Raw genomic sequence first — 21,398 nt, 5'->3', positions numbered from 1 at the left:
AAAAATCAAATGGAAAAGATCGGAAGCGGACTCAAAAACAGCTAATGGAACAAATTAGGGGATTCTGGCTAGTCACCCCACCGATCCCTCGAGTTTGAGAGCCAGCAACTTGTCGGCTTCGGCGGCAAACTCCATCGGCAGCTGATTGAACACATCGCGGCAGAAGCCGCTCACCATCATCGAAACCGCTTCTTCAAAGCCGATCCCCCGGCTTTGGAGATAGAAAAGCTGATCGGCGGAGATGCGGCAGGTGCTGGCCTCATGCTCAACCACCGCATCGGGTTGCTGGGAGCGGATGTAGGGGTAGGTGTTGGCGGCCGCCTGATCGCCGATCAGCATCGAGTCGCACTGACTGTAATTCTTCGCTCCCAGAGCCTTTGGGCCAATCTGCACCAAGCCGCGATAGCTGTTGGAGGAGTGGCCAGCGCTGATTCCCTTGCTCACGATCGTGGAGCGGGTGCGGGGCCCCACATGAATCATTTTGGTGCCGGTATCCGCCTGCTGATGATTGTTGGTGAGGGCGACGGAATAAAACTCGCCCACCGAATCAGCACCCTGCAGTACACAGCTGGGATACTTCCAGGTAATGGCTGAACCCGTTTCCACCTGGGTCCAGCTGATGCGGCTGCGCGCACCGCGGCACTGACCACGCTTGGTCACGAAGTTGTAGATACCACCCACACCATTTTCATCACCGGCATACCAGTTCTGCACGGTCGAATACTTGATAGAAGCATCATCCAGTACCACCAACTCCACCACGGCGGCATGGAGCTGATTGGTATCAAACATGGGAGCGGTGCAACCTTCGAGGTAGCTCACCGAGGCCCCCTCTTCAGCCACGATCAATGTACGCTCAAACTGACCCGTGTCAGCGGAGTTGATGCGGAAATAGGTTGAAAGCTCCATCGGGCACTCGACGCCCTTCGGAATAAACACGAAGGACCCATCACTGAAGACAGCGGAATTGAGGGCCGCAAAGTAGTTGTCATTGCTGGGCACTACCGTACCCAGATAGGCCTCGATCAGCTCAGGATGCTCCTTCACAGCTTCGCTGATGGAGCAAAAGATCACCCCATGCTCCGCCAGCTTCTCCTTGTAGGTGGTGGCGATCGAGACGCTATCGAACACCGCGTCAACAGCCACGTTGGAGAGACGCTTCTGCTCGCTCAGTGGGATCCCGAGCTTATCGAAGGTTTCCAGCAGTTTGGGATCCACCTCATCGAGGCTTGCCTTTTTCTCCTGTTGCTTGGGAGCCGCGTAATAGATGATATTCTGATAGTCAATCGGCGGATATCCCAAAGCCGCCCAATCGGGCTCGGCCGTCTGCAGCCACTGGCGATAGGCCCGCAGCCGAAATTGCAGCAGAAAATCAGGCTCGTCTTTTTTCGACGAGATCAGCCGCACCACGTCCTCACTGAGGCCCTTGGCGATCTTTTCAGTTTCAATGTCTGTCACGAAGCCGTGTTTATACGGCTGCGAAACAAGATCGCCAACGGTTGCGGTACTCATGGCAATTCAGCCGAATCAGCCGGCAGTAAGGGCTTTCACGTCGTCAAGAGAAATCGTCTGCTGCTCACCGCGGAACGGATTGTCTTCTGTGAGAAACAGCATGCAGTGGCACTCCTTGCGCTCCCGCATCGGCACACAGGGGCAGTTCCAAAAGGCCTGGGAGACCTCGGCTTCTTTGTCTTCGTAGTGACGGCAGGGGCAGAGAGCCCCACCGAGCTCGTCCTTGTGCTTGGCGAGGCCTGCCAGCACGACCGCGGTGACACCGGGATCGCTGCAGAAATAGGTGCCCGTGCGCTGGGCGTAAGTTTCGGCAAACTTCCCAATCACCTCGAGGCTGTCGGAGGTCGGGCTGGCCGCGGCGTCGGACATGGCTCGGAGGGGGTGATGGTCAGATCGCACTGGAAGGAACAGGACCGCGCAGTGCAACGGCCAGGATCACGGAATCCCAGTTACGAAACTTTTTGGTTTCGTTTCCTATCGAGCTTAGAGCACCAGCGATGGGCCTTGGGGCTCGACCAGAAACCTCATTGTGCCGGGCCGACCCCCAACCGCCGGCCAGGCGTGGCATCGTGATGAAGTTCGGCGTCGGCCATGAGCGCCACACCCCAGATCTCCCGCCAACATGCCGACCCGGCGTCCACCCGGGAAGCGGTGTTCGGCCTGTTGTTGCGGCAGGGCGAGGCGACCGCCAGCGAATTGGCTGAACACCAGTCGGTGTCAGTTCAGGTGATGCGCCGCCATCTGCGCAGCCTGGAAGATGAAGGTTTTGTGGAAGCCAGTCCGGCTTCCGAGGGTCCCGGTCGACCCAGCAATCGCTGGCGCCTTACGGCCAAGGGACAGGGGCACTTTCCCGATGGCAGCGATCACTTCGCCCTTGGCCTGCTGCAGTCGTTGGCCGGCAGCCTGTCCTCCGAAACCCTGCAGGAGCTCCTCAATCAGCAGGCTCTCCAGCAAGCGGGCGTGTATCGGGGCCAAATCGGCGAAGGGGAGCTGCAACAACGGCTCGAGCGGCTGGTGGAACTGCGCCGTCAGGCGGGATACATGGCCGAATGCGCCCAGGATCCCGACGACGACCAGGCCTGGGTGGTCAGCGAATTCCACTGCTCGGTGATGCGCATTGCCGAGCAGTTCCCCTGCGTTTGCGATCAAGAGCTGCAACTGATCCGCCACACCTTTCCCGATTGCCAGGTGGAGCGGGTCCAATGGCGCCTGGAAAAGGGCCACTCCTGCGGCTTCCGCCTCATTCAGGGCCGTGACGCCTGAGCCGGACGGGCCTGCCGCCAACAGCCCGCTGACCCTGGCCGAACTGGCGGAGCTAGAGGCCACCCTGCTGCCGGCACTCGAGCGTCACCACCTCAGGCTCCTGGCCCATGGCCTGCGCACGCTGCAGGCCATCTCCCGTTCAACGGCAGCATCCCTTGAGCCCGGCCCCCTGCCGGATCGTGCAGCTATCGGCGCCTGGGTGCGGCAACAACCCCCAATCGCCGACGACGCCGCATTCCAGGCGGCCTTGGTTGAGCAACTGGTGGCAACGGGCGGTCAACTGGAGCACGTCGCCGGCACGCTGGGCCGGGCGCCGCTGGCCCTGGAGCTGGCTGACCTGAGCACCTGGGCCACACGCCAGGCCGATCGACGCCTGGGCCAGGGCGAGACCAGCCGGGGCTAGGGCAGCGCCACCAGCACCACACCCAGCACCGCCAGCAGGGCGGCCAGCACCCCTGGTGCCCCGGGGCGATCCCCCTCCAGGGGCGCCAGGAGCACCGCCATTACCGGGGCGGTGGCCAGCAGGGCCACGGCCAGCCCGCCGGGAAGTCGGGCCAGGGCCAGCTGCTGCAGACCGATGCCCGCACTGGTGCCCAGCAGGGTGGCCGCCAGCACCAGGAGCCAACGCCGGCCCGGCGGCCTGGGTCGAGGCCGGCGCAGATGGGTCATCAGCCTGCCCAACAGGGGCAGCAGCACCAGCGTGGCGGCCAGCAGCCGCAGGGTGGCGGCATGCCAGGGATCGAGGCCCGATGTGCGCAGGGCGGCACGGGCCAACAGGGCACCAGCACCGCCACACAACAGGGCCGCCAGAGCCAGCACCACCCCCAGGCGCTGGTGAGCCTCCAGACCACCCCCCGCCTCGGCCATCGGCCGCTGCCGGGCCACCACCACCACCGCCAGGCTGATCAGGGCAATCCCCAGCCACTGGCGCGGCCCAGGCCACTCGGCCAGCAGCAGGCAACCGGCCGCGGCCGTCACCGCCGGCCCGCCGGCATCAAAGGTGAGGGTGCGGCGGGTGCCGAGCCGTCGCAAGGCGGCGAAGTAGAAGCTGTCCCCCAGGGCAATGCCCAGCACCCCGCTGAGCAGAAGCAGGCCGGTGGGCCCAAGCGGCAGGGCCTGGGCGCTCCCCAGCAGCAGCGGCAGCTGCAGCGCCAGGGCAATCAGGTTTTTGAGCAGATTCAGCTCGGCCGGACCCAGCGACGTCGGCAGCCGACGCCACAAACCACTGGCCAGGGTCCAGCAGAGGGCGGCGGCCAGGGCAGCAGCCACACCGATCGCCACCGCCGCTCCCCACCACGCCTTGCGATCATCGCCACAGCCACTGCACCCCCGTGGACGACATCCGCCCCGCCTCGATCGCCGATGCCCTCAGCTTTTTCCGGCTGAGCTGCGGCCGCTGGCGCTCCCAGCGCAGCAGCCACCACCTGCTGCACCGGCGAGCTGAGGCGGGAGGCTCCTTCATTGAGGTGGTGGAAATCGCCGCAACCGACCCCCGCCTGATCGCCATCGCCGAGCTCCACGGCGAAAATCTCGCTGGCCTCGTTGGGGGCTGCCGGGTGACCTGGAACGCCTCAATGGCGTGGGATAAGGCAGGAGAAGCCCACGAGGGGGAAAGCGTTTTCGGCTTGATCCCCACCGATGAGCTCGGCCGGTCCGGTCTGCTGCTGCGCGACCGTGGTTACGCCGAAACCGCCCCCGTGGCAGGTCATTTCGCCATGGACGAGCGCGACGGTCTACTGCTCACCACCGGCTACGAAACCATGGCCAGCCTGGAGCGATTCAGCTTTGCCGGCCCCAATGTGCGTCTGCGCACCAGCACGGTGGAGGGCCTCTCCAATACGGCGTCCTTCTGCGTCGAGACACGGCTGCTAGACAGCCCGGAGCCTGGGGCCAAAACCCCTGCCCAAGAGCCCGTCTCCGAGCAGCCCCTGTCTCCCCTGGGATGGTGACGAACGTTACGGACTGTGAGCCCTGTCTCGGCCAGCCGAACCCGGCCGCGGCTGCACTTCTACGATCAGGAACGACGGATGATGAAGTTGTGTGGCCCTGCCCCTCCTGAAATACGCGCCCACTACCCAAAACTCGCGGGTTAACCCGCTGCGGGTGGGTTCGGATGAGGACCCCAAATCCATGTCCATGGACAGGGCTATGGATCCCAAAGACCTAAATCTGCTCATTGAGTCGTGTTATCGACAGATTTTCTTTTATGCCTTCAAGGTCGACCGCAACCTGACATTGGAGAGCCAGCTGCGCAACGGCCAAATGAGTGTGCGGGATTTCATTCGCTCCCTGTGTCTCTCAGACACCTTCACCCGCAGCTTCTACAACCTGAACAGCAACTATCGGGTGGTGCGCCACCTGGTGGAAAAGCTTCTGGGTCGCCCCACCCACGGCAGGTCTGAGGAGATCGCCTGGGCGGCTGTGCTGATGACCCGCGGGGTCAAGGGCATGGTTGACGACATCCTCAACGGCCAGGAATACCTGGACGCCTTCGGTTACGACACCGTTCCCTTCCACCGCAACCGCGTGGTGGGCTCCAGGGATCTGGGCGAAACCCCCTTCAACATCACCACTCCGCGATACGAGGCCTATTACCGGGGCATCTTGGGCTTCCCCCAAGTTGTGTACACCGGCACCGCCAAAACGATCCCCGCTCGCTCCCGTCAGCGCCGTGGGGGCTTCCCAGAGGACTACCTCCCCTGGGTGCGCAATCTGCCTGCCATGCGCAGCCAAGGCGGTGCATCTAGCAACACCAGCATGGACTACTTGGCCAAGGTGCCCTACCGCAGCATTGGACGTTGAGCTCAGCAACCAATCCATCAAGGGGCGGCCTACGGGCCGCCTTTTTTGTGCCCGTCAAACGCTGGCCCTGATGCACCAGCCGTCAGCATCCACTGACGGCTCAAGGCAAAAACAACCGGCAATGGGAGAGTTGACCACGCTGATCCCAAAAGAAATCTATCGCCGTGACCCAAGCCCTTACTTCGTTGGCACGCATGACCCTGCGGCAGCTTCGGCAGGTGGCCAGCGATCTTGGGGTGAGCTTGTACAGCCGCAAGTCGAAGGATGAGTTGCTGGCGGCCATCAACTGGCGACAGGACGACAGCCCCCGCACTCTCAAGGCGATCGAAGCGGAGTTGCCTCCGGCACCACGCCCTTCGGCGTCCAGCACAAGCGTGGTGTTCCTGCCCCGGGATCCCCAGTGGGCCTACGTGTTCTGGGAGATCTCTGAAGCTGATCGGGGCGAAGCGCTGGCCGCCGGGGCGTCCCAGCTGTGCCTGCGGGTGGCCGATGTCACCGGACTGGCGGGAGGCTCTGCCCACCCCCACACCCTGCAGGAGGTGGTGGTGGATAGCCATGCCACCGAATGGTATATGCCGGTGCCCCTGAGCGATCGCGACTACCGGGTGGAACTGGGCTACCGCAAAGGCTCCGGCGGCGGCTGGATCTCGCTGGCCTTCTCGTCGGTGGCCCGGGTTCCGGCCCTGCACCCCAGTGAGCAGATCCTCGACCAGTTTGTGCCCTTCTCGCTCGACACCGCTCCGGCCACCCTGCCCACACCCATGGAACCGGCTGACGCCGGTCTGCATGAGCGCCTCTACCAAACAGCAACGGCCCGTTGGCGGCGCCTTGGCCGCGGTTCCGAGGCCTTCCACGAACTCGAACAAGCCGGTCTCGACACCAGCGAACTGAACGCCTCTGGGGCCGGAATCTGGGCTAGCGGTCGCAACGAATCCGGCATCGGCGGGGTGGCCTCACGGCAACGTTCTTTCTGGCTGGTGGCCGATGCCGAGCTGATCGTCTACGGCGCCACCGATCCAGCCGCGCGCCTCACCATCGGCAGCGAAGACGTGCCGCTCTCCGCCGATGGCACCTTCCGCGTGCAGGTGCCGTTCCGCGATGGTCAACAGCTCTATCCGATCGAGGCGGTGGCCGCAGACGGCGAGCAGAAGCGCAACATCACCCTCGAATTCAACCGCTCCACCCCGGAAGACAACAGCAACCCTGCCGACAAGGCCATCAGCGAATGGTTCTGAAACGCGCTGGATCTCTCAAACGAGCAACCGTGGCCCTCACCCCACTCGCTGGGGCCCTGGCCTTTCCGCTGATCGTGCCCGTGGTGTTGATGCGCGTGGGCCTTCCGGCCGCCATGCTCAGCGCCGTGCTGATCGGCACCGCCTGGTTTGTGCTAATGCTGCGCACGGCCGAGATGCCTGGCCACCACTGACCAGTAGCCCAGCCTCAACCAACCATTGGACAGTCGGTGGGAAGACTGAAGGCAGCCGCAGCAGGTCGCCATCACCCATACCGCTCGTCACCGCAACCCCCTGAGGCACCCGCTCGCCTGGGTCGGTGCCCTGGGTCTAGCCGTGGCCAGCTGCAGCGCCGAAGCCCAGCTGCTGGGGCAGCCGACCCCACAAAGGCCCCTGCCCGAGGGCATCGAGCTGGTCTTCAACCACAACGAAACCAGCCGCTACCGCAGCCCGATCAGTGGCCAGTGGCGCCAGGGGGACGATCTCGAAGCCTTTGTGCTGGCCAGCATCCGAGGCGCCAAAAGGGAAATCCTGGTGGCGGTGCAGGAGCTGTCGCTGCCGAAGGTGGCCGAAGCCCTGGCAGCGCGCCACCGCGATGGACTGACGGTGAAGGTGGTGCTGGAAAACACCTACAGCACCCCCTGGAGCCAGCAGCACCCTGCCGATCTGACCCCGCACCAGCGCAGCCGCCACGAGCAGCTCAAGGCCCTCGGCTGGGGGGATGCGGTGGCGATCCTGCAGCGGGCCGGGGTGCCCCTGATCGACGACACCGCCGACGGCAGCGCCGGCAGCGGCCTGATGCACCACAAGTTCATGGTGGTGGACCGGGCGGTGGTCGTGACCGGCTCGGCCAATTTCACCCCCTCCTGCATCCACGGCGACCCGGGAGCTGATCGCACCCGCGGCAACGTCAACCACCTGATGCGGCTCCACAGCCGCGAGCTAGCCCATACCTTTGTGAGCGAATTCGAGCGGATGTGGGGCGACGGCCCAGGGGGTTTACCCAACAGCCGCTTTGGGCTGGGCAAGGGCGGCGGAGCCGCCCAGCAGGTGCACGTGGGTCAAACGCCGGTGACGGTGCTGTTTGCACCCCATCGCCGCCGCGATCCCCACCAGGGCCTGCTGCTGCTGGAGGAGCTGCTCGCCGGCACCCACAAGCAGCTCGACATGGCCCTGTTCGTGTTCTCAGAGCAGAGCCTGGCCAATGCCATGGCCAAGCTGCAGGAGCGGGGGGTGACCATCCGGCTGCTGGCCGATCCCGGCTTCGCCAACCGCTCCTTCAGCGAAGTGCTGGATCTGCTCGGCACCCAGTTGCCCGACCACCGCTGCGGCTTGGAGGCCGCCAACCGCCCCTGGCAACGCCCCCTCGAGACGGTTGGCACGCCGCGGCTGGCCAGCGGCGACAAACTCCACCACAAGCTGGCCGTGATCGACAACCGCACCGTGATCACCGGCTCCTTCAACTGGAGCCCCAGCGCCGCTCACCGGAACGACGAAACCCTGCTGGTGTTTGACTCCCCCCTGCTAGCGGCCCACTTCAGCGCCGAGATCAACCGGCTCTGGAAAGGCGCCGAGCTGGGCATCACCGAGCGACTGGCGCGGAAACAGGAGCGGCAACGCAACCGCTGTGGCAGTGGGGTGCAGCGCACCTGAACCCTGATCGGCGACTGCTGAGCTGGGCCAGGGCTCCTACGCTGAAGACCTGTATCCGCCCCAAGGCCATGGATTCGCTGCAGGCCTCCCGCACCACCTCCGCCACCCTGGATGCGATCCAGCTGATGCTGCGCGACCTCCACACCCGCCACGACGAGATCCGCCACCGTGCCGCGTTCCGGGGTTGCACCAAGGAGCTGCTGGCGGTCCAGCAGGAGCTGGTGAATTACCTGTTGGCCAAGAAGAGCCAGCTGATGGGGCATGTGGATCCGGTCAGCGGCGGCACCCGCAACTACAACTCCTTCGTTTGAGTGACCCGTTGAACTCTGGCCCCAGGGTCCTGGTCGTTGGAGCTGGTCCAGCCGGGGCCAGCCTGGCCCTGCTGCTGGCCCGTTCCGGCGTCGCCGTCACCCTGGTGGAAGCCAGCTCCAGCCTGGCGCGCCAGTTTCGCGGCGAAGCGTTGATGCCCTCGGGCCTGGAGGCCCTGGCTGCCATGGGGCTGAGCCACCTGCTGGCGGCTGTGCCCCACAGGCCCCTGCAGGGCTGGCGCTTTGTGGTCAATGGCCGGGAGCTGTTCCACGCCCACGAACCCCTCAGCGGCGATCCCCAGCGGCCCTGCACCCTGGTGAACCAGCCCGCCCTGCTGGAGGCCCTGCTGGGGCAGGCGCAATCCTGCCCATCATTTGTGCTGGAGCGGGGGCAGCCGGTGTCTGATCTGCTCTGGAGCCAAGGGCGGGTGGCCGGAGTGCGGCTGCGCAACGGGCGGCATCTGGAGTCCGAGTTGGTGGTGGCCTGCGACGGCCGGGCCTCGCTGCTGCGGCAGAAGGCTGGACTGGTGCTGGTGGAAGGAGTCAACTCCATCGATCTGCTCTGGTTCCAACTGGCCTGCCCTTCTCCTTCACCGCTGCAAGGCAGCTTCACCACCCTGGTGGGGCCGGAGGGGGTGTTCAGCGCCTTCGACAGCGCTGGCAGAGGGGTGCAGCTGGGCTGGCTGCTCAACAAGGGCGAGCGGGTGCCTGCATGCTCCCCAGACGACTGGATCGAGCGGATGGCTCCGCTGAGCCCACCGGAGCTGGCGGCCTGGCTACGGCAGTGGCGAGCCGGCCTGGGCGAACCCAGCCGGCTGGCAGTGCAGGTAGGACTGGCAGAGCGCTGGTGGGCACCCGGCCTGCTGCTGCTGGGCGATGCGGCCCATCCGATGAGTCCGGTGCGAGCCCAGGGGATCAACATGGCCTTGCGGGACGCCTGGGTGGCCAGCGCCCGGCTGTTGCCCCTGTTGCAGCCGCTCTTGCGGCCCGCGCCAGCACCACAACAGCCACAGCACGGTGCCCCTGGAGCCAAAACCACAGCCATCACCGGCCTGGATGCGGCGCTCGCCGCGATCGAAGCCGAGCGACGGCCGGAAATCACCACGCTGCAGGCCCTCCAGGCCGCCGAAGCGGCCCGAGGAGACCAGCTGCGCCGCCAGAGCTGGCTGCGTCGCGGCCTGGCCCTGGCGGCTCCTCTGGTGGGGCCGGCGATCGCCGCCCACTGGAGCCATCAGCAGCAACCGCTGCGCCAGGGACTGTCTGTGCTGCCGGGGTCGCCATGATGGGAGCCAACCCGACAGAACCATGGCTCCCTCCTGGATCAATCCTGCCCTGAGGGGCGGCTCCGCCCTAAGCGCTGGCTTGGCGCTCGGCCTGATGGGTCTGCTGGCTTCCCCCCTGCAAGCAGCGCCTAAAGATCCGCCCTATCCCTCCATGGATCAGCTGCGGGAGCTGCAGCTCCACACGTTCGCCTGCGGCCGGGAGAACACCGCCGAGAGCTGCACCAAGGCGCGCACCATGGCCGATCCGCTGATGGACCATCCCCGCCTCGGGGCAAGCTGCAAAGACGCGATCTGGACCATTCGCCAACGAGCCCAGCCCGCCGCCGCCAACAGCTTCGAGCGCCGCGAAGCCCTCAATCGCGCCGGCCAGGATCTGCTGCCCTTCTGCAAGCAGCAAACCCGCACCGTGGCCCCCAGCAAAACCGAGGCCAAGCCCCAGGAGAAAAAGGGATTCGGCCTGATCCCAGGCTTCTGAGCCTGACAGCGCCCACCCCTGCTGGCGCTCAACGCCCCTTTGGGGCCTGAATCAGTTGCAGCACCTGGTAAGCGGTGCTGTCCATGAACGCCAGCGACCAGCCCGTCTGCACCACCGCCTGATCGGCCAGAGCACACAAACCGCTGCCCTGACCGGTGGCCTCGCAGCTCGCCGAGAGACCCAGCAAGGCGTTGTTGAGCTTGCCGCGCTGACAGGATTCCGTGCCGCGGCGCTGAGCGACGGCCATTCCTGCCTGGCGTCCCAGCGCCACTCGGCAAGCTTCGCGTGCAATCCCCGGCTTGTTTCGGACGCTAGCCCGTTCTGGGCGGCCGCAAACCAGGGCTAATTTGGTGCCCCCAAAGCCCCGGTGGATCAGCCGATGACCAGCAGCAATCCTGTGAGCATCCGGCACATTCCCCTATCCCAACCCTTCAGCGACCAGAAGCCCGGCACCTCGGGGCTGCGCAAGAGCAGCCGGCAGTTCCAGACACCCCACTACCTCGAGAGCTTCATCGAGGCGAGTCTGCAGGTGCTGCCCGGAGTGGCCGGCGGCACGCTCGTGGTGGGCGGCGATGGGCGCTACGGCAACCGCGAGGCAATCACCGTGATTGCCCGCATGGCTGCGGCCCACGGCGTGGCACGGCTGATCACCACCACCGGTGGCATCCTCTCCACCCCCGCCGCCTCCCACCTGATCCGCCAGCACGGTGCCGTGGGTGGCGTGATCCTCTCGGCCAGCCACAACCCCGGCGGCCCGGATGGCGATTTCGGCGTCAAGATCAACGGCGCCAATGGAGGCCCCACACCGGAATCCATCACCGATGCGATCTACGCCGCCACCCTGAAGCTGGATGGCTACCGGATCTGTGAGGGCGGCAGCGATCCCGACCTCTCGGCGCCTGGCCGCTGCCACATCGGCAACCTGCAGGTTGAGGTGATCGACGGCGTCGACGACTACGTGGCGTTGATGCAGAAGCTGTTCGATTTCGATGCGATCGGCGATCTACTGCGGGGCGACTTTCCGATCGCCTTCGACGCCATGCACGCGGTAACAGGCCCCTATGCCAGCCGCATCTTGGAAGGGGCCCTGGGGGCGCCCGCGGGCACCGTGCGCAACGGCATCCCCCTGGAAGACTTCGGCGGCGGCCACCCCGATCCCAACCTCACCTACGCTCACGACCTGGCAGAGCTGCTGATGGGCAGCGACGCCTACCGCTTCGGCGCCGCCTGCGATGGCGACGGCGACCGGAACATGATTCTGGGCAGTCGCTGCTTCGTGAACCCCAGCGACAGCCTGGCGGTGCTGACCGCCAACGCCACCCTCGCTCCCGGCTACGCCGATGGCCTGGCCGGGGTCGCCCGCTCGATGCCCACCAGTGCCGCCGCCGATGTGGTGGCCAAGGAGCTGGGCCTGGCCTGCTTCGAAACGCCCACGGGGTGGAAATTCTTCGGCAACCTGCTCGATGCGGGCCGCATCACCCTCTGCGGCGAAGAGAGCTTCGGCACCGGCAGCAACCACATCCGCGAAAAGGACGGCCTCTGGGCCGTGCTGTTCTGGCTGCAGATTCTGGCCAAACGGCGGGAGCCGGTGAGCCGGATCATGGCGGAGCATTGGAATCGTTTCGGCCGGCATTACTACTCCCGCCACGACTACGAGGCGATCCCCAGCGATGCCGCCCAAGGCCTCTACGAGCGGGTGAAGACCATGCAGCCCTCGTTAGTGGGCCAGGCCTTCGCCGGCCGCAGCGTCGCCACCGCCGATGACTTCGCCTATACCGACCCGGTGGATGGTTCGCTCACCAGCGGCCAGGGGCTGCGCCTGCTGCTCGACGACGGCAGCCGGGTGGTGTTGCGCCTCTCCGGCACCGGCACCCAGGGGGCGACCCTGCGGGTGTATCTGGAGAGCTACGTGGCGGCCGGCGGCAACCTCAACCAAGACCCCCAAGTTGCCCTGGGCGACCTGATTACAGCCATCGACCAGCTGGCCGAAATCCGCACCCGTACGGGCATGGAGAAACCCACGGTCATTACCTGAGTCAGGCGGTCGTCTCCTGCTTGGCCTCGGGGAACCAGCGGGCCTCGAGGTTTTTAATCACCACATAGAACGGTGGCACGACGCCGAGGGACAACACCGTCGCCACCAGCAGGCCTCCGAAGATCACCGTGCCGAGCGACTGCTGACTATTGGCACCGGCAGTGGTAGCTACAACCAGGGGCAGGAAGCCGGCCAGGGAGGCGATGGCAGTCATCAGGATCGGCCGCATGCGCGATTCGGCTGCAGCCATGGCCGCCTCGGTGGCAGCCATACCCACTTCCATGTGCTGCTCAGCCACCTCCACGATCAGGATGCCGTTCTTGGCGGCCAGGCCGATCAGGGTGACTAACCCCACCTGGGCATAGATGTTCAGATCGATCGATCGAATCGCCAGAAACACCAGCGCCCCCAGCATGGCGAGAGGCACCGTCATCAGAATGATCACGGGCGTGACGTAACTCTCGTACTGGGCCGAGAGCACCAGGTAGACGATCAGGATGCCCAGGCCGAATACCAGGATGCTGGCGCTGCCGGCCGAGAGCTGCAGCGAAGCCAGGCCGGTGAAGGCATAGCCAATGTTGTTGAATTCCAGCTGCTTAAAGATCTGCTGAATCGCCGCCAAAGCCTGGCCTGAACTTTTGCCGATCCCCTCAGCACCCTGCACAAGCACGGTGCGATAGAGGTTGTAGTGGCTGATCACCGGAGGTGCACTGGTGAGCTCCGACGAGGCAAACTCACTCACCTGCACCAACTTGTTGTCACGGTTGCGCACGTAGTAACTGAGCACATCCTCCAGGGTGCTGCGCCCAGACGCCTCTGACTGAACATAGATGTTGCGCACCTGTCCATTTTCATAGGTGAGGCCCGAGTAATTACCACCGGCTAGCACGGCAATCGTCTGCATCGCCTGCTGGAAGTCGATGTTCAAAGCCCCCATGATCGAGCGATCGATCTTCAAACCGAAGGCCGGAGCACTTGGGATGAACTGGGTATACAGACTGGAGAACTGATCCGAAGCCGTCCCCGCTGCCACCAGCTGCTGGGCCAGACCATCGAGCTGGTTGAAGCTGTACGCCCCATTGCTCAGATCATTGAACTGGAAGTAGAAACCACCCTGGGCCGAAAAGCCAGGAATGGCGGGCGGCTGAGCCGCCACCACAAGCCCGCTGCTGATCTTCGAGAGCTTGGTATTGAGGCGATCCACAATGGCGGGGGCCTTCTGATCAGCACCACTGCGCTCCTCAAGAGGCTTCAGTCCGAAGAAAAACACCCCTTGATCGGGGCTGGAGCCATTGAAGCCATAACCGCTCACCACCGCAGCAGCCACAATGTCTGGCTCAGCCTTGAGCACCTTGGCAATCTCTAGGCCGGTCTGCTGAGTTTGGCTCAGGGAGGCTCCATTCTGGAGTTGGTAAATGCCCAAGCCGTAGCCCTGATCTTCCTCAGGAATAAAGGCCGATGGCAGGGCTGAAAAGGCCAAAACCGTGAGCACGATGCCACCAGCAAGGCCAGCCAGCACGAATTTGCGCTTACGGATCAGCACCTCAAGCAGCCGGGCATAGCTGGTCTGCAGCCAGGCAAAAAATTGGTTGAAGCGATCGAAAATCAGGGCGAGTCGGCTGCCGGCCAGGCCGAACACCACCACACCAAACAGATAGGAGCCAACTCCGAAGGACGCCGCACTGAATCTGCCGAACGCCAGACCCACCACCACACCGCCAACCGTCCAACCCCAGCCCTTCGGCTTTGGGGGTTGCTCGGATTTAAGAAGCAGAGCCGACATCATCGGCGAAAAAGTCAGGGCGTTAAACGTGGAAATGGCGATTGAGAAAGCGATTGTGAGCGCAAACTGCTTGTAGATGATGCCGATGCCACCTGGGTAGAACGCCACGGGCACAAACACCGCCATTAGCACCAACGATGTGGCAATCAGGGCGCCGATCAGCTCACCCATACACTCCATCGCCGCCTTGCGTGGGCTTATGCCGCGCTCAAGATTTTTGGAGACGGCCTCAATCACCACAATCGCGTCATCCACCACCAGACCCGTGGCGAGCACCAAACCCAGCAGGGTGAGCTGGTTGATCGAAAAGCCGAACGCCTTGATAAAGGCAAAGGTGCCGATCAGGGAGATCGGAATCGCCAGGCTGGGAACCACCGTGGCGCGCCAGTTCTGAAGAAACAGAAACAGGATCACCAGCACCAGCACAATCGCCAGACCCAAAGCATCGGTGACGCCCTCCACGGCCGATTCGATGAACTGTCCGATGTTGTAGATCTGCGTCACAGTGACGCCGGGGGGCACCGCCTGGGAGAACTGGTTGATCACAGCCACGACGGCTTCCGACACATCGAGAGCGTTGCTCTCAGGGGTTTGGAACACCGCAACGGTGATCGATGGGTAACCATCGAAACTGACCGCCTGCTGGGCAAAGGTGTTGAAGCCATAGGTAGCCTGGCCCACATCCCGAAGCCGCAGCAGATTGCCCTGGGGAGACTTGCCCACGATCAAATCGTTGAGCTGCTCAACTGACATCAGGTTGCCGTTGTCGGCCACCAGAATCGGATAGGCAAACAGCTGGTCGCCTCCAGCCGGTGGACCACCCACCAGACCACCGATGGCGATGCTGTTTTGGCTCTTCACAGCATTGACGATCTGGTCTGCCGTCAGCTGATTCGCGGTGAGCTTGCTGGGGTCGACGAACAGCCAAAAGGCGGGATTGCTGCCGCCCAGCAGGTTCACCTGAGCCACACCCGGAACCCGCTCAAGCTGGTAATAGAGCTCCTCGTAGATGAGGCCGTTGATGTAGGCCGCATCAAATTGGCCCTGGGTCGAAGTGACCTGATAGGCCAGCAAGATCGAGGGAGTGTTTTGCATCACCGACACACCCGTGGCCGACACCTGCTGCGGCAACTGGGGCATGGCCAGAGAAACGCGGTTCTGCACGTTCACCTGGTCAATATTGATATCGGTGTCTTCGTCGAAATAAACCTGAATAATGCTCTGACCGGTGTTGGAGCTGGTTGAAGAAATGTAAGCCGCACCAGGCACACCATTGATCTGCTGTTCCAGCGGATTCGTAACGGCCTGTTCGGTCACCAACGAGTTAGCCCCGCCGTAATTTGCCGTCACCTGAATCAGCGGCGGCGCGATATTGGGCAGGTTTTCAATCGGCAGGCTTGGGATCGCAATGATCCCCATCAACACGATCAGAATGCTGCAGACGGTGGTCAGAACCGGCCGCTTGATGAACTTATCGGAGAGTGACATGGGTGGTCCTCAGTTCACACCCTTCTGACCAGAACCAGCCAACTGCACCGGCATGCCGGAACGCAACAATGCGGTGTTGCTTACCACCACCCGATCACCGGCGGTCAGGCCCGAGAGCAACGGGTAGCGATTGCCCTCCAGCATCCCCAGCTGCACAGGGGTCTGAACCACAATCGGCGTGTCTGGAGGCAGGGCTTCCAGCTTCTGCTTCTGGGCGTCTGGGATCTCGGTGGACGCCCGAATCTTGGCCAGCACTTGGCTTAGGCGGAAGACGCGGTAAACAAACGGCTGCTGGGCCTGCATCATCACGGCCTGCACCGGCACCGAGAGCTGACGGCTGCTGCCGGTGATGATTCGGTTGCGCACAAACTGACCGGTCTTGAGCTTGCCGGTGAGATTGGGGAAGGACGCCTTCACCAGCACGGTGTTCGGCGATGAGTCAGTGCCACTGACGCCGTAATAGGGAGAGATGAAAACCACCTTGCCGGTGTTGGTGACGGGCGGATTCCCCTGGGACTGGAGCTGCACAGACTGGCCCAGCTTCACCCGGGAAGCCTGGGTCGCGGGCACATCCATCAGGGTCCAGAGATCCCGGTTGTCAACGATGCCGGTGATCGCCTGGCCTTGGCGCACGTAATCCCCGAGCTTGACGGTGTCGAGATCGCCGATCTCCCCACTGATCGGGGCGGTTACATACTTGTAGCCGAGATCAGCCGCCTTGGCTCGCGCCTGGTCGCGGGCCTGAATCGCCTGGGTGACGTAAAAATCGCGTTCCTTGGTGGACACTGCCCCCTGCTGGTTCAGAAAGATGTAGCGCTCGGCGTTGACGAGATCCTTACGGGCCTCGGCCTTGCTGGCATCGAGGCTGGCCGATTGCTGCACGTTGTCGAGCACCAGGATGGGCTGGCCCGCCTTCACCTGCTGCCCCTGGGTTGCCAGGATCTTGACGACCCGTCCATCCACTTCGGGCCGCAGGGCCACATCGGCGGTGGATGCCAACCGGCTGATCACCTCGATCGACGGGCTGAAGCTGGACTCAGCAATGGTTTCGGTCTGCACCACCAGGGGCTGCCGTGCCACCGGCTTGGCTCCGCACCCGACCAGCAGCAGACCCGCCAAAGAAAGCGCCGAAATCGCTCGGGCCACACAGTTTGAGCATGAGCCCGCAAATTAAATGACTATCCAGAAATTGCTTGCCTCATGGGGCTTTTGAGACGGAGTTCCCCGCCAGCTGCACCGGAGCGCCGTGGCGCAGGTTGAGCAGGCCAGCCGTGATCACCCGATCACCCGGCTGCAGGCCCCGCCGCACGGGATAGCGATTGTCCTGCAAATCGCCAAGTTGCACCGGTGTCTGCAGGGCAAAGCTGGTGCCTGGTGGCAGTTTGCGCAGCTCTGCCATGGGTGCCTTGCCAGGTTGCCGTTCCAGATCCGCCAGGCTTCCCACCATATAAACAAATGACTGGCCCGCCAGTTGGGTCACCGCCGTGAAGGGCAGCGCCAGCTCCTCACGTCGGTCGAGCACCAAGCGGGTGCGGCTGCGCTGGCCGTTGCGCAGGTTGCGGCGGGGATTGGCAAACGCGGCTTTTACCAGCAACGTCTGGGTGGAGGCCGTCACCCCCGGATCTACCGAGCTCACCTGACCCTCCGCCAGGGGCTGGGAGCTGGCGGGATCGAGCAGCAGCACCCGCTGGCCCGTCCGCACCTGCCCGGCGTAAACGGCCGGCACATCGATGCGGGCGAGCAGGCGATCGTTGCGAATCAAGCGAGTCAGGGGAACCCCCGGCTGGATCACGTCGCCTTGCTTGACGCGCAGATCGGCCACAATGCCGCTGATCGGAGCCCGAAGGTCTTTGAAAGCCAGATCCGCCTGCCGCGCCACCAGCGCCTCCCGCGCGGCGACGTAAGCCTGCCGGAATTCATCCCGTTGCAGGGCGCTGGCGGCACCTTGGCGGGCGAGCTCCTGGTAGCGCTGGTAGTTGAGCTGGTTGGTCTGCATCTGGGCGCGGAGGCTGGCCACCTCCGCTCGCAGCTGGGTCTGGTCGAGCACCAACAGCAACTGGCCCTGGCGCACCGAATCGCCCTGGCGCACCAGCAACTGCTGGATCCGCCCTCCGGCCTGGGCCGCCAGATTCACTTCGGCTGCTGCCTCGAGGGTGCTCACCGTGTCGAAACTGGCCTGAAACGCAGCCGGCTCGATCAGCTGGCTCTGCACCAAAGGCAATCGCCGGGCCGATTCAGGCTCCTGGCGGCAGCCCAGCAATAACCCGGCTGCCACTGCAGTTGATAGGGCAGTCGCCAGCCCGGCCCCGAGGGCGGAAGAGCGCACGATGGAGCAGGCAGACCGCATGGCCGGAGCGTATCGCCAGCGGGCCGATGATGGGTGGCGGCGGGAGTTGCCGCGAATCCCCGTGAGCGCCCTTGAGCGACCTGTTCAGCCATCAACGCGACATCACCCTGGAGAAGGTGGCGCCCCTGGCCGACAGGCTGCGCCCCCGGAGTCTCGACGACTTCGTGGGCCAGGAATCGATCCTGGGCCCCGGCCGCCTGTTGCGCCGCGCCATCGCCGCCGACCGGGTCGGCAACCTGATCCTGCACGGCCCACCCGGCGTGGGCAAAACCACCCTGGCCCGGATCATCGCCGGCAGCACCCGGGCCCACTTCAGCAGCCTCAATGCCGTGCTCGCCGGCGTCAAGGATCTAAGAATTGAGGTGGACGGTGCCAAGGAGCGCCTGGCCCGCCACGGCCTGCGCACCACGCTGTTCATTGATGAGGTGCACCGCTTCAACAGCGCCCAGCAGGATGCTCTGCTGCCCTGGGTGGAAAACGGCACGCTCACCTTGATTGGCGCCACCACCGAAAACCCCTACTTCGAGGTCAACAAGGCCCTGGTGAGCCGTTCGCGGCTGTTTCGGCTGCAACCCCTGGAACCACCCCACCTGCACCAGCTCCTGGATCGGGCCCTGCGGGACGCCGAAGTGGGCTATGGCGACCGGTCGATCCGGGTGACCCAAGAGGCCGCCGACCACCTGGTGGATGTGGCCGGCGGCGATGCCCGCAGCCTGCTCAATGCCCTGGAGCTGGCGGTGGAAACCACCCAGCCCAATGGCGACAGCCAGATCGTCATCGACCTGACGATCGCCGAGGAGTCGATCCAGCAGCGGGCAGTGCTCTACGACAAGCAGGGGGATGCCCACTTCGACACGATCAGTGCCTTCATCAAGTCGCTGCGGGGCTCCGACGCGGATGCGGCCCTGTTCTGGCTGGCCCGGATGGTGGAAGCCGGCGAGAACCCCCGCTTCATCTTCAGACGCATGCTGATCGCCGCCGGCGAAGACATCGGCCTGGCCGATCCCCAGGCGGTGGTGGTGGTGGAAGCCTGTGCGGCGGCCTTCGAACGGGTGGGCCTGCCCGAGGGGCTCTACCCCCTTGCCCAGGCGGCCCTCTACCTGGCTGGAGCGGAAAAAAGCAACAGTGTGCTGGGCTTCTTCGACGCACTTAAGAGCGTGCGGGAAACCAACCGGCAACAGGTGCCGTCCCACCTGCGGGATGCCCATCGCGATGGCCAGGCCTTCGGCGATGGGGTGGGTTACCGCTACCCCCATGCCTACGCCGAGCACTGGGTCGCCCAGCAATACCTACCCAACTCACTCCAGGGAGAGGTCTTCTGGCAACCCGGCAACCTGGGTTGGGAGGGCCAACGGCGAGAACGGCTGCAGCAAAGGCGGGCCGCCCAACTGGCTGCCGCGGCCGAACTGGCCGCCGACCAGGGCGACGTACTGAGCAGCAGCCCGGAGGATCCCCAGCTGGAGCGCTGGCTGCAACGCCAGGCCGCCGCCGAGGGGGAACGGCTCGACACCTTGAGGCGACGTTTTTGGGAGGGGGTGACCTGGCGACGTCACGACCGGGTGCTGGTGCTGGAAGCGCGGTCGTTGCTTTGGGCCCTCGACCCCATGGCCGCCACCCCCGAAGGCGGTGTGGTCGTGACCGTGGTGGAGACCTCTGACCTGGATCGGTTGAAAGCCCAACTGCAGATGCTCGATTGCCTACGCCAACCCCAGCTCCTGGTGGTGCCCCGCGACCGCCCCGCTGCCCTTGGCGCCCTACTCGAACCCGGGGCCGGCGACCGCTTCGACTGGGTGGTCGCCAGGCAACCCTGGCGTGGCCTGAATGCCGAGCAGGTGGACACCTGGATTGGCGAAGTTGGCACCAGGCTGGGGCAGAAGGGCCAATGGCGGCTGCTGTTCAGTAGCCCCCAGCAGGGGCCTGCCGCAGGGCTACTAGCCCTGATGGGGAAGACCGATATGTCCCTGCAGCTACTCCTTAAGGAGCTCTGCGAACTGGAGCACCAACAGCTCCAGCAGCAACACCACTGCGGACAACTGGCCCATTGCAGCCTGAGCGCCCAAGGGTGGAGCGTGCAGGAGCAACGCTGGCCGGAAGCCCTCCATCTCGAGGTTTCATCGGCGCTGATCGAGCGCTGGCTGGCCCCTGGCAGCGCCTACCTGGAGCAGTTGGCAGCCCTCCGCGGCACCCCGCTTGCAGCCGATGCGGTACAGATCCTGCGGGAAGGGTTTAGCCGTTATCTCGGCCAACAACTCCCCCAAAGCGTGGAGCACACCCTGCTGATCGCCGCACACCCCAGAGAAGCCAGGCCGAAGCAAGCATCAAAAAAGCCCCGGCAAGGCCGGGGCAGCTAAGGGATCGGTCGCCGCTGGCGACCGTCGGATCACCAGAGTCCGCGGATGGCTTCTGACTCGACCTGCTGCTGCACGGGAGCGGGGGTTATCCGCACTTCAGCAACGGGATCGGCCATCTGGTTGGCCTGGAGGCATGCAGGCAGGAACACATACCAGGACAGCAGGGAGGTGCACTGGGCATCACCCTGGCAACGGCCCTCAGCACAGACGTTCTGGGCACCGGTATAGGTGTTGCAGAAGTCGGCCAGGCGCATATCGGTGGGCAGGGCATTCATGATGCCGGCCGAGGAGATCTGACCGTCACGGACATCCGCCATGATCGCGGAACGCAGAGCCTGCACCGCGTAGGTGTTCATGCTCCAGTAGGGGAAGTAGCTGGTGGTCTGATTCTTGAGGAACTTCACACCGGCGTCCGAGTAGAGGAAGCGGGAGACACCAATGAAGTCGACGTTGTACGACTTGTTCATGCCCTCGCGCACCTCTTCAGCGGTCCAGCCGGAGCGATTCAGGCCACCCTCCAGACCCCGATCGATGATCTCACCAGAGTCGAGGAACGTATTAAAGGCATCCTGGTTGGTGGACCACACGGCACCACCAGCGTTCCAACGAACCGGAAGATTGTTGTCAACAGCGGCGGACGCTGGCAGGGCCACCGCCGAGAGGGCCGTACCCACAAAAAGGCCGGCCAGCAAACGCTTGATCACGAGAGTCGTGGGATTAGTTCATTCCGAACGTAGCCACGCCATGCCGCACGTCACAAAAGATGCAAGGGCACCTTGAAAAATCGCAAGACCGCTTGATAGCGACCGAATTTGAATTATACTAAGGCTCCAAGATTACATGCTTTCCATGGGCCAGCGAGGTTT

Annotated in this window: 20 protein-coding genes; 12 read left to right on the top strand and 8 right to left on the bottom strand. The window is 64.2% G+C overall.

Annotated features, from left to right (window positions below):
- Nucleotides 1-72: 72 nt before the first annotated feature.
- Nucleotides 73-1,512, bottom strand: a complete 1,440-nt coding sequence (gene sufB, locus CJZ78_RS09730) for a Fe-S cluster assembly protein SufB (protein ID WP_094561122.1) — start codon at nucleotides 1,510-1,512, stop codon at nucleotides 73-75.
- A gap of 15 nt (nucleotides 1,513-1,527) precedes the next feature.
- The gene (locus CJZ78_RS09725; protein ID WP_094561120.1) at nucleotides 1,528-1,881 is read right to left on the bottom strand and encodes a ferredoxin-thioredoxin reductase catalytic domain-containing protein; all 354 of its coding nucleotides are present in this window, start codon (nucleotides 1,879-1,881) and stop codon (nucleotides 1,528-1,530) included.
- A gap of 222 nt (nucleotides 1,882-2,103) precedes the next feature.
- On the opposite strand from CJZ78_RS09725, the gene sufR reads away from it, so the two are divergent.
- On the top strand, nucleotides 2,104-2,775 hold the full coding sequence (sufR, locus tag CJZ78_RS09720; protein ID WP_094561118.1) for an iron-sulfur cluster biosynthesis transcriptional regulator SufR: 672 nt from the start codon (nucleotides 2,104-2,106) through the stop codon (nucleotides 2,773-2,775).
- Complete coding sequence (locus CJZ78_RS09715) at nucleotides 2,765-3,178, top strand: hypothetical protein (protein WP_233128655.1); 414 nt, start codon at nucleotides 2,765-2,767, stop codon at nucleotides 3,176-3,178. Before sufR ends, CJZ78_RS09715 begins: the two co-directional genes overlap by 11 nt.
- Here CJZ78_RS09715 and CJZ78_RS09710 read toward each other — a convergent pair.
- Nucleotides 3,175-4,056 carry an EamA family transporter gene (locus CJZ78_RS09710; RefSeq protein ID WP_094561116.1) on the bottom strand — a complete coding sequence of 294 codons (882 nt, stop codon included), beginning with the start codon at nucleotides 4,054-4,056 and terminating at the stop codon, nucleotides 3,175-3,177. The genes CJZ78_RS09715 and CJZ78_RS09710 overlap by 4 nt on opposite strands.
- Nucleotides 4,057-4,106: 50 nt before the next feature.
- On the opposite strand from CJZ78_RS09710, the gene CJZ78_RS09705 reads away from it, so the two are divergent.
- The 8 genes from CJZ78_RS09705 (at nucleotide 4,107) to CJZ78_RS09670 (ending at nucleotide 10,528) form a co-directional block, all read left to right on the top strand.
- Entirely contained in the window at nucleotides 4,107-4,724 is a 618-nt protein-coding gene (locus CJZ78_RS09705) for a phycobiliprotein lyase (protein ID WP_233128653.1), read from the top strand.
- 91 nt (nucleotides 4,725-4,815) lie between these two features.
- Nucleotides 4,816-5,577, top strand: coding sequence for a phycobilisome rod-core linker polypeptide (locus CJZ78_RS09700; protein ID WP_094561114.1), 762 nt, complete (start codon nucleotides 4,816-4,818; stop codon nucleotides 5,575-5,577).
- A 164-nt stretch (nucleotides 5,578-5,741) separates the two neighbouring features.
- Entirely contained in the window at nucleotides 5,742-6,812 is a 1,071-nt protein-coding gene (locus tag CJZ78_RS09695; protein WP_094561112.1) for a DUF4912 domain-containing protein, read from the top strand.
- Between the two features lie 29 nt (nucleotides 6,813-6,841).
- Complete coding sequence (locus tag CJZ78_RS09690) at nucleotides 6,842-7,003, top strand: hypothetical protein (protein WP_315859744.1); 162 nt, start codon at nucleotides 6,842-6,844, stop codon at nucleotides 7,001-7,003.
- 142 nt (nucleotides 7,004-7,145) lie between these two features.
- A complete protein-coding gene (locus CJZ78_RS09685; protein ID WP_233128651.1) occupies nucleotides 7,146-8,462 on the top strand; it encodes a phosphatidylserine/phosphatidylglycerophosphate/cardiolipin synthase family protein in 1,317 nt (438 codons plus the stop codon).
- A gap of 68 nt (nucleotides 8,463-8,530) precedes the next feature.
- Nucleotides 8,531-8,773: a hypothetical protein gene (locus CJZ78_RS09680; protein WP_094561105.1), complete on the top strand. Its 243-nt coding sequence runs from the start codon at nucleotides 8,531-8,533 to the stop codon at nucleotides 8,771-8,773.
- Nucleotides 8,774-8,781: 8 nt separating this feature from the next.
- A complete protein-coding gene (locus CJZ78_RS09675) occupies nucleotides 8,782-10,053 on the top strand; it encodes an FAD-dependent monooxygenase (RefSeq protein ID WP_094561103.1) in 1,272 nt (423 codons plus the stop codon).
- Between the two features lie 22 nt (nucleotides 10,054-10,075).
- Nucleotides 10,076-10,528 carry a hypothetical protein gene (locus CJZ78_RS09670; RefSeq protein WP_094561101.1) on the top strand — a complete coding sequence of 151 codons (453 nt, stop codon included), beginning with the start codon at nucleotides 10,076-10,078 and terminating at the stop codon, nucleotides 10,526-10,528.
- A gap of 28 nt (nucleotides 10,529-10,556) precedes the next feature.
- Here CJZ78_RS09670 and CJZ78_RS09665 read toward each other — a convergent pair whose 3' ends face one another.
- The gene (locus CJZ78_RS09665; protein WP_094561099.1) at nucleotides 10,557-10,775 is read right to left on the bottom strand and encodes a hypothetical protein; all 219 of its coding nucleotides are present in this window, start codon (nucleotides 10,773-10,775) and stop codon (nucleotides 10,557-10,559) included.
- A gap of 132 nt (nucleotides 10,776-10,907) precedes the next feature.
- Here CJZ78_RS09665 and CJZ78_RS09660 point away from each other — a divergent pair, with 132 nt between their 5' ends.
- Nucleotides 10,908-12,563: an alpha-D-glucose phosphate-specific phosphoglucomutase gene (locus tag CJZ78_RS09660; RefSeq protein ID WP_094561097.1), complete on the top strand. Its 1,656-nt coding sequence runs from the start codon at nucleotides 10,908-10,910 to the stop codon at nucleotides 12,561-12,563.
- A gap of 1 nt (nucleotide 12,564) precedes the next feature.
- On the opposite strand, the gene CJZ78_RS09655 is transcribed toward CJZ78_RS09660, so the two are convergent.
- Genes CJZ78_RS09655 through CJZ78_RS09645 form a run of 3 tightly spaced genes read right to left on the bottom strand, consistent with a single transcriptional unit; the run spans nucleotide 12,565 to nucleotide 18,181 of the window.
- Nucleotides 12,565-15,834 carry an efflux RND transporter permease subunit gene (locus CJZ78_RS09655; RefSeq protein ID WP_094561095.1) on the bottom strand — a complete coding sequence of 1,090 codons (3,270 nt, stop codon included), beginning with the start codon at nucleotides 15,832-15,834 and terminating at the stop codon, nucleotides 12,565-12,567.
- Nucleotides 15,835-15,843: 9 nt separating this feature from the next.
- Nucleotides 15,844-16,980, bottom strand: a complete 1,137-nt coding sequence (locus tag CJZ78_RS09650; protein ID WP_094561093.1) for an efflux RND transporter periplasmic adaptor subunit — start codon at nucleotides 16,978-16,980, stop codon at nucleotides 15,844-15,846.
- 52 nt (nucleotides 16,981-17,032) lie between these two features.
- Nucleotides 17,033-18,181: an efflux RND transporter periplasmic adaptor subunit gene (locus tag CJZ78_RS09645; protein WP_094561091.1), complete on the bottom strand. Its 1,149-nt coding sequence runs from the start codon at nucleotides 18,179-18,181 to the stop codon at nucleotides 17,033-17,035.
- 71 nt (nucleotides 18,182-18,252) lie between these two features.
- Between CJZ78_RS09645 and CJZ78_RS09640 the strand changes: the two genes are divergently transcribed.
- The gene (locus CJZ78_RS09640; protein ID WP_094561089.1) at nucleotides 18,253-20,532 is read left to right on the top strand and encodes an AAA family ATPase; all 2,280 of its coding nucleotides are present in this window, start codon (nucleotides 18,253-18,255) and stop codon (nucleotides 20,530-20,532) included.
- 29 nt (nucleotides 20,533-20,561) lie between these two features.
- On the opposite strand, the gene CJZ78_RS09635 is transcribed toward CJZ78_RS09640, so the two are convergent.
- Nucleotides 20,562-21,236: an alpha/beta hydrolase gene (locus CJZ78_RS09635; RefSeq protein WP_094561087.1), complete on the bottom strand. Its 675-nt coding sequence runs from the start codon at nucleotides 21,234-21,236 to the stop codon at nucleotides 20,562-20,564.
- Nucleotides 21,237-21,398 lie beyond the last annotated feature (162 nt).

The organism is Synechococcus sp. 8F6 (genome assembly GCF_002252665.1).
In the GTDB taxonomy this organism is placed as follows: Bacteria; Cyanobacteriota; Cyanobacteriia; order PCC-6307; family Cyanobiaceae; genus Cyanobium_A.
The sequence above is the reverse complement of the archived record's forward strand: the minus strand, read 5'-3'. Positions and strand labels throughout refer to the sequence as shown.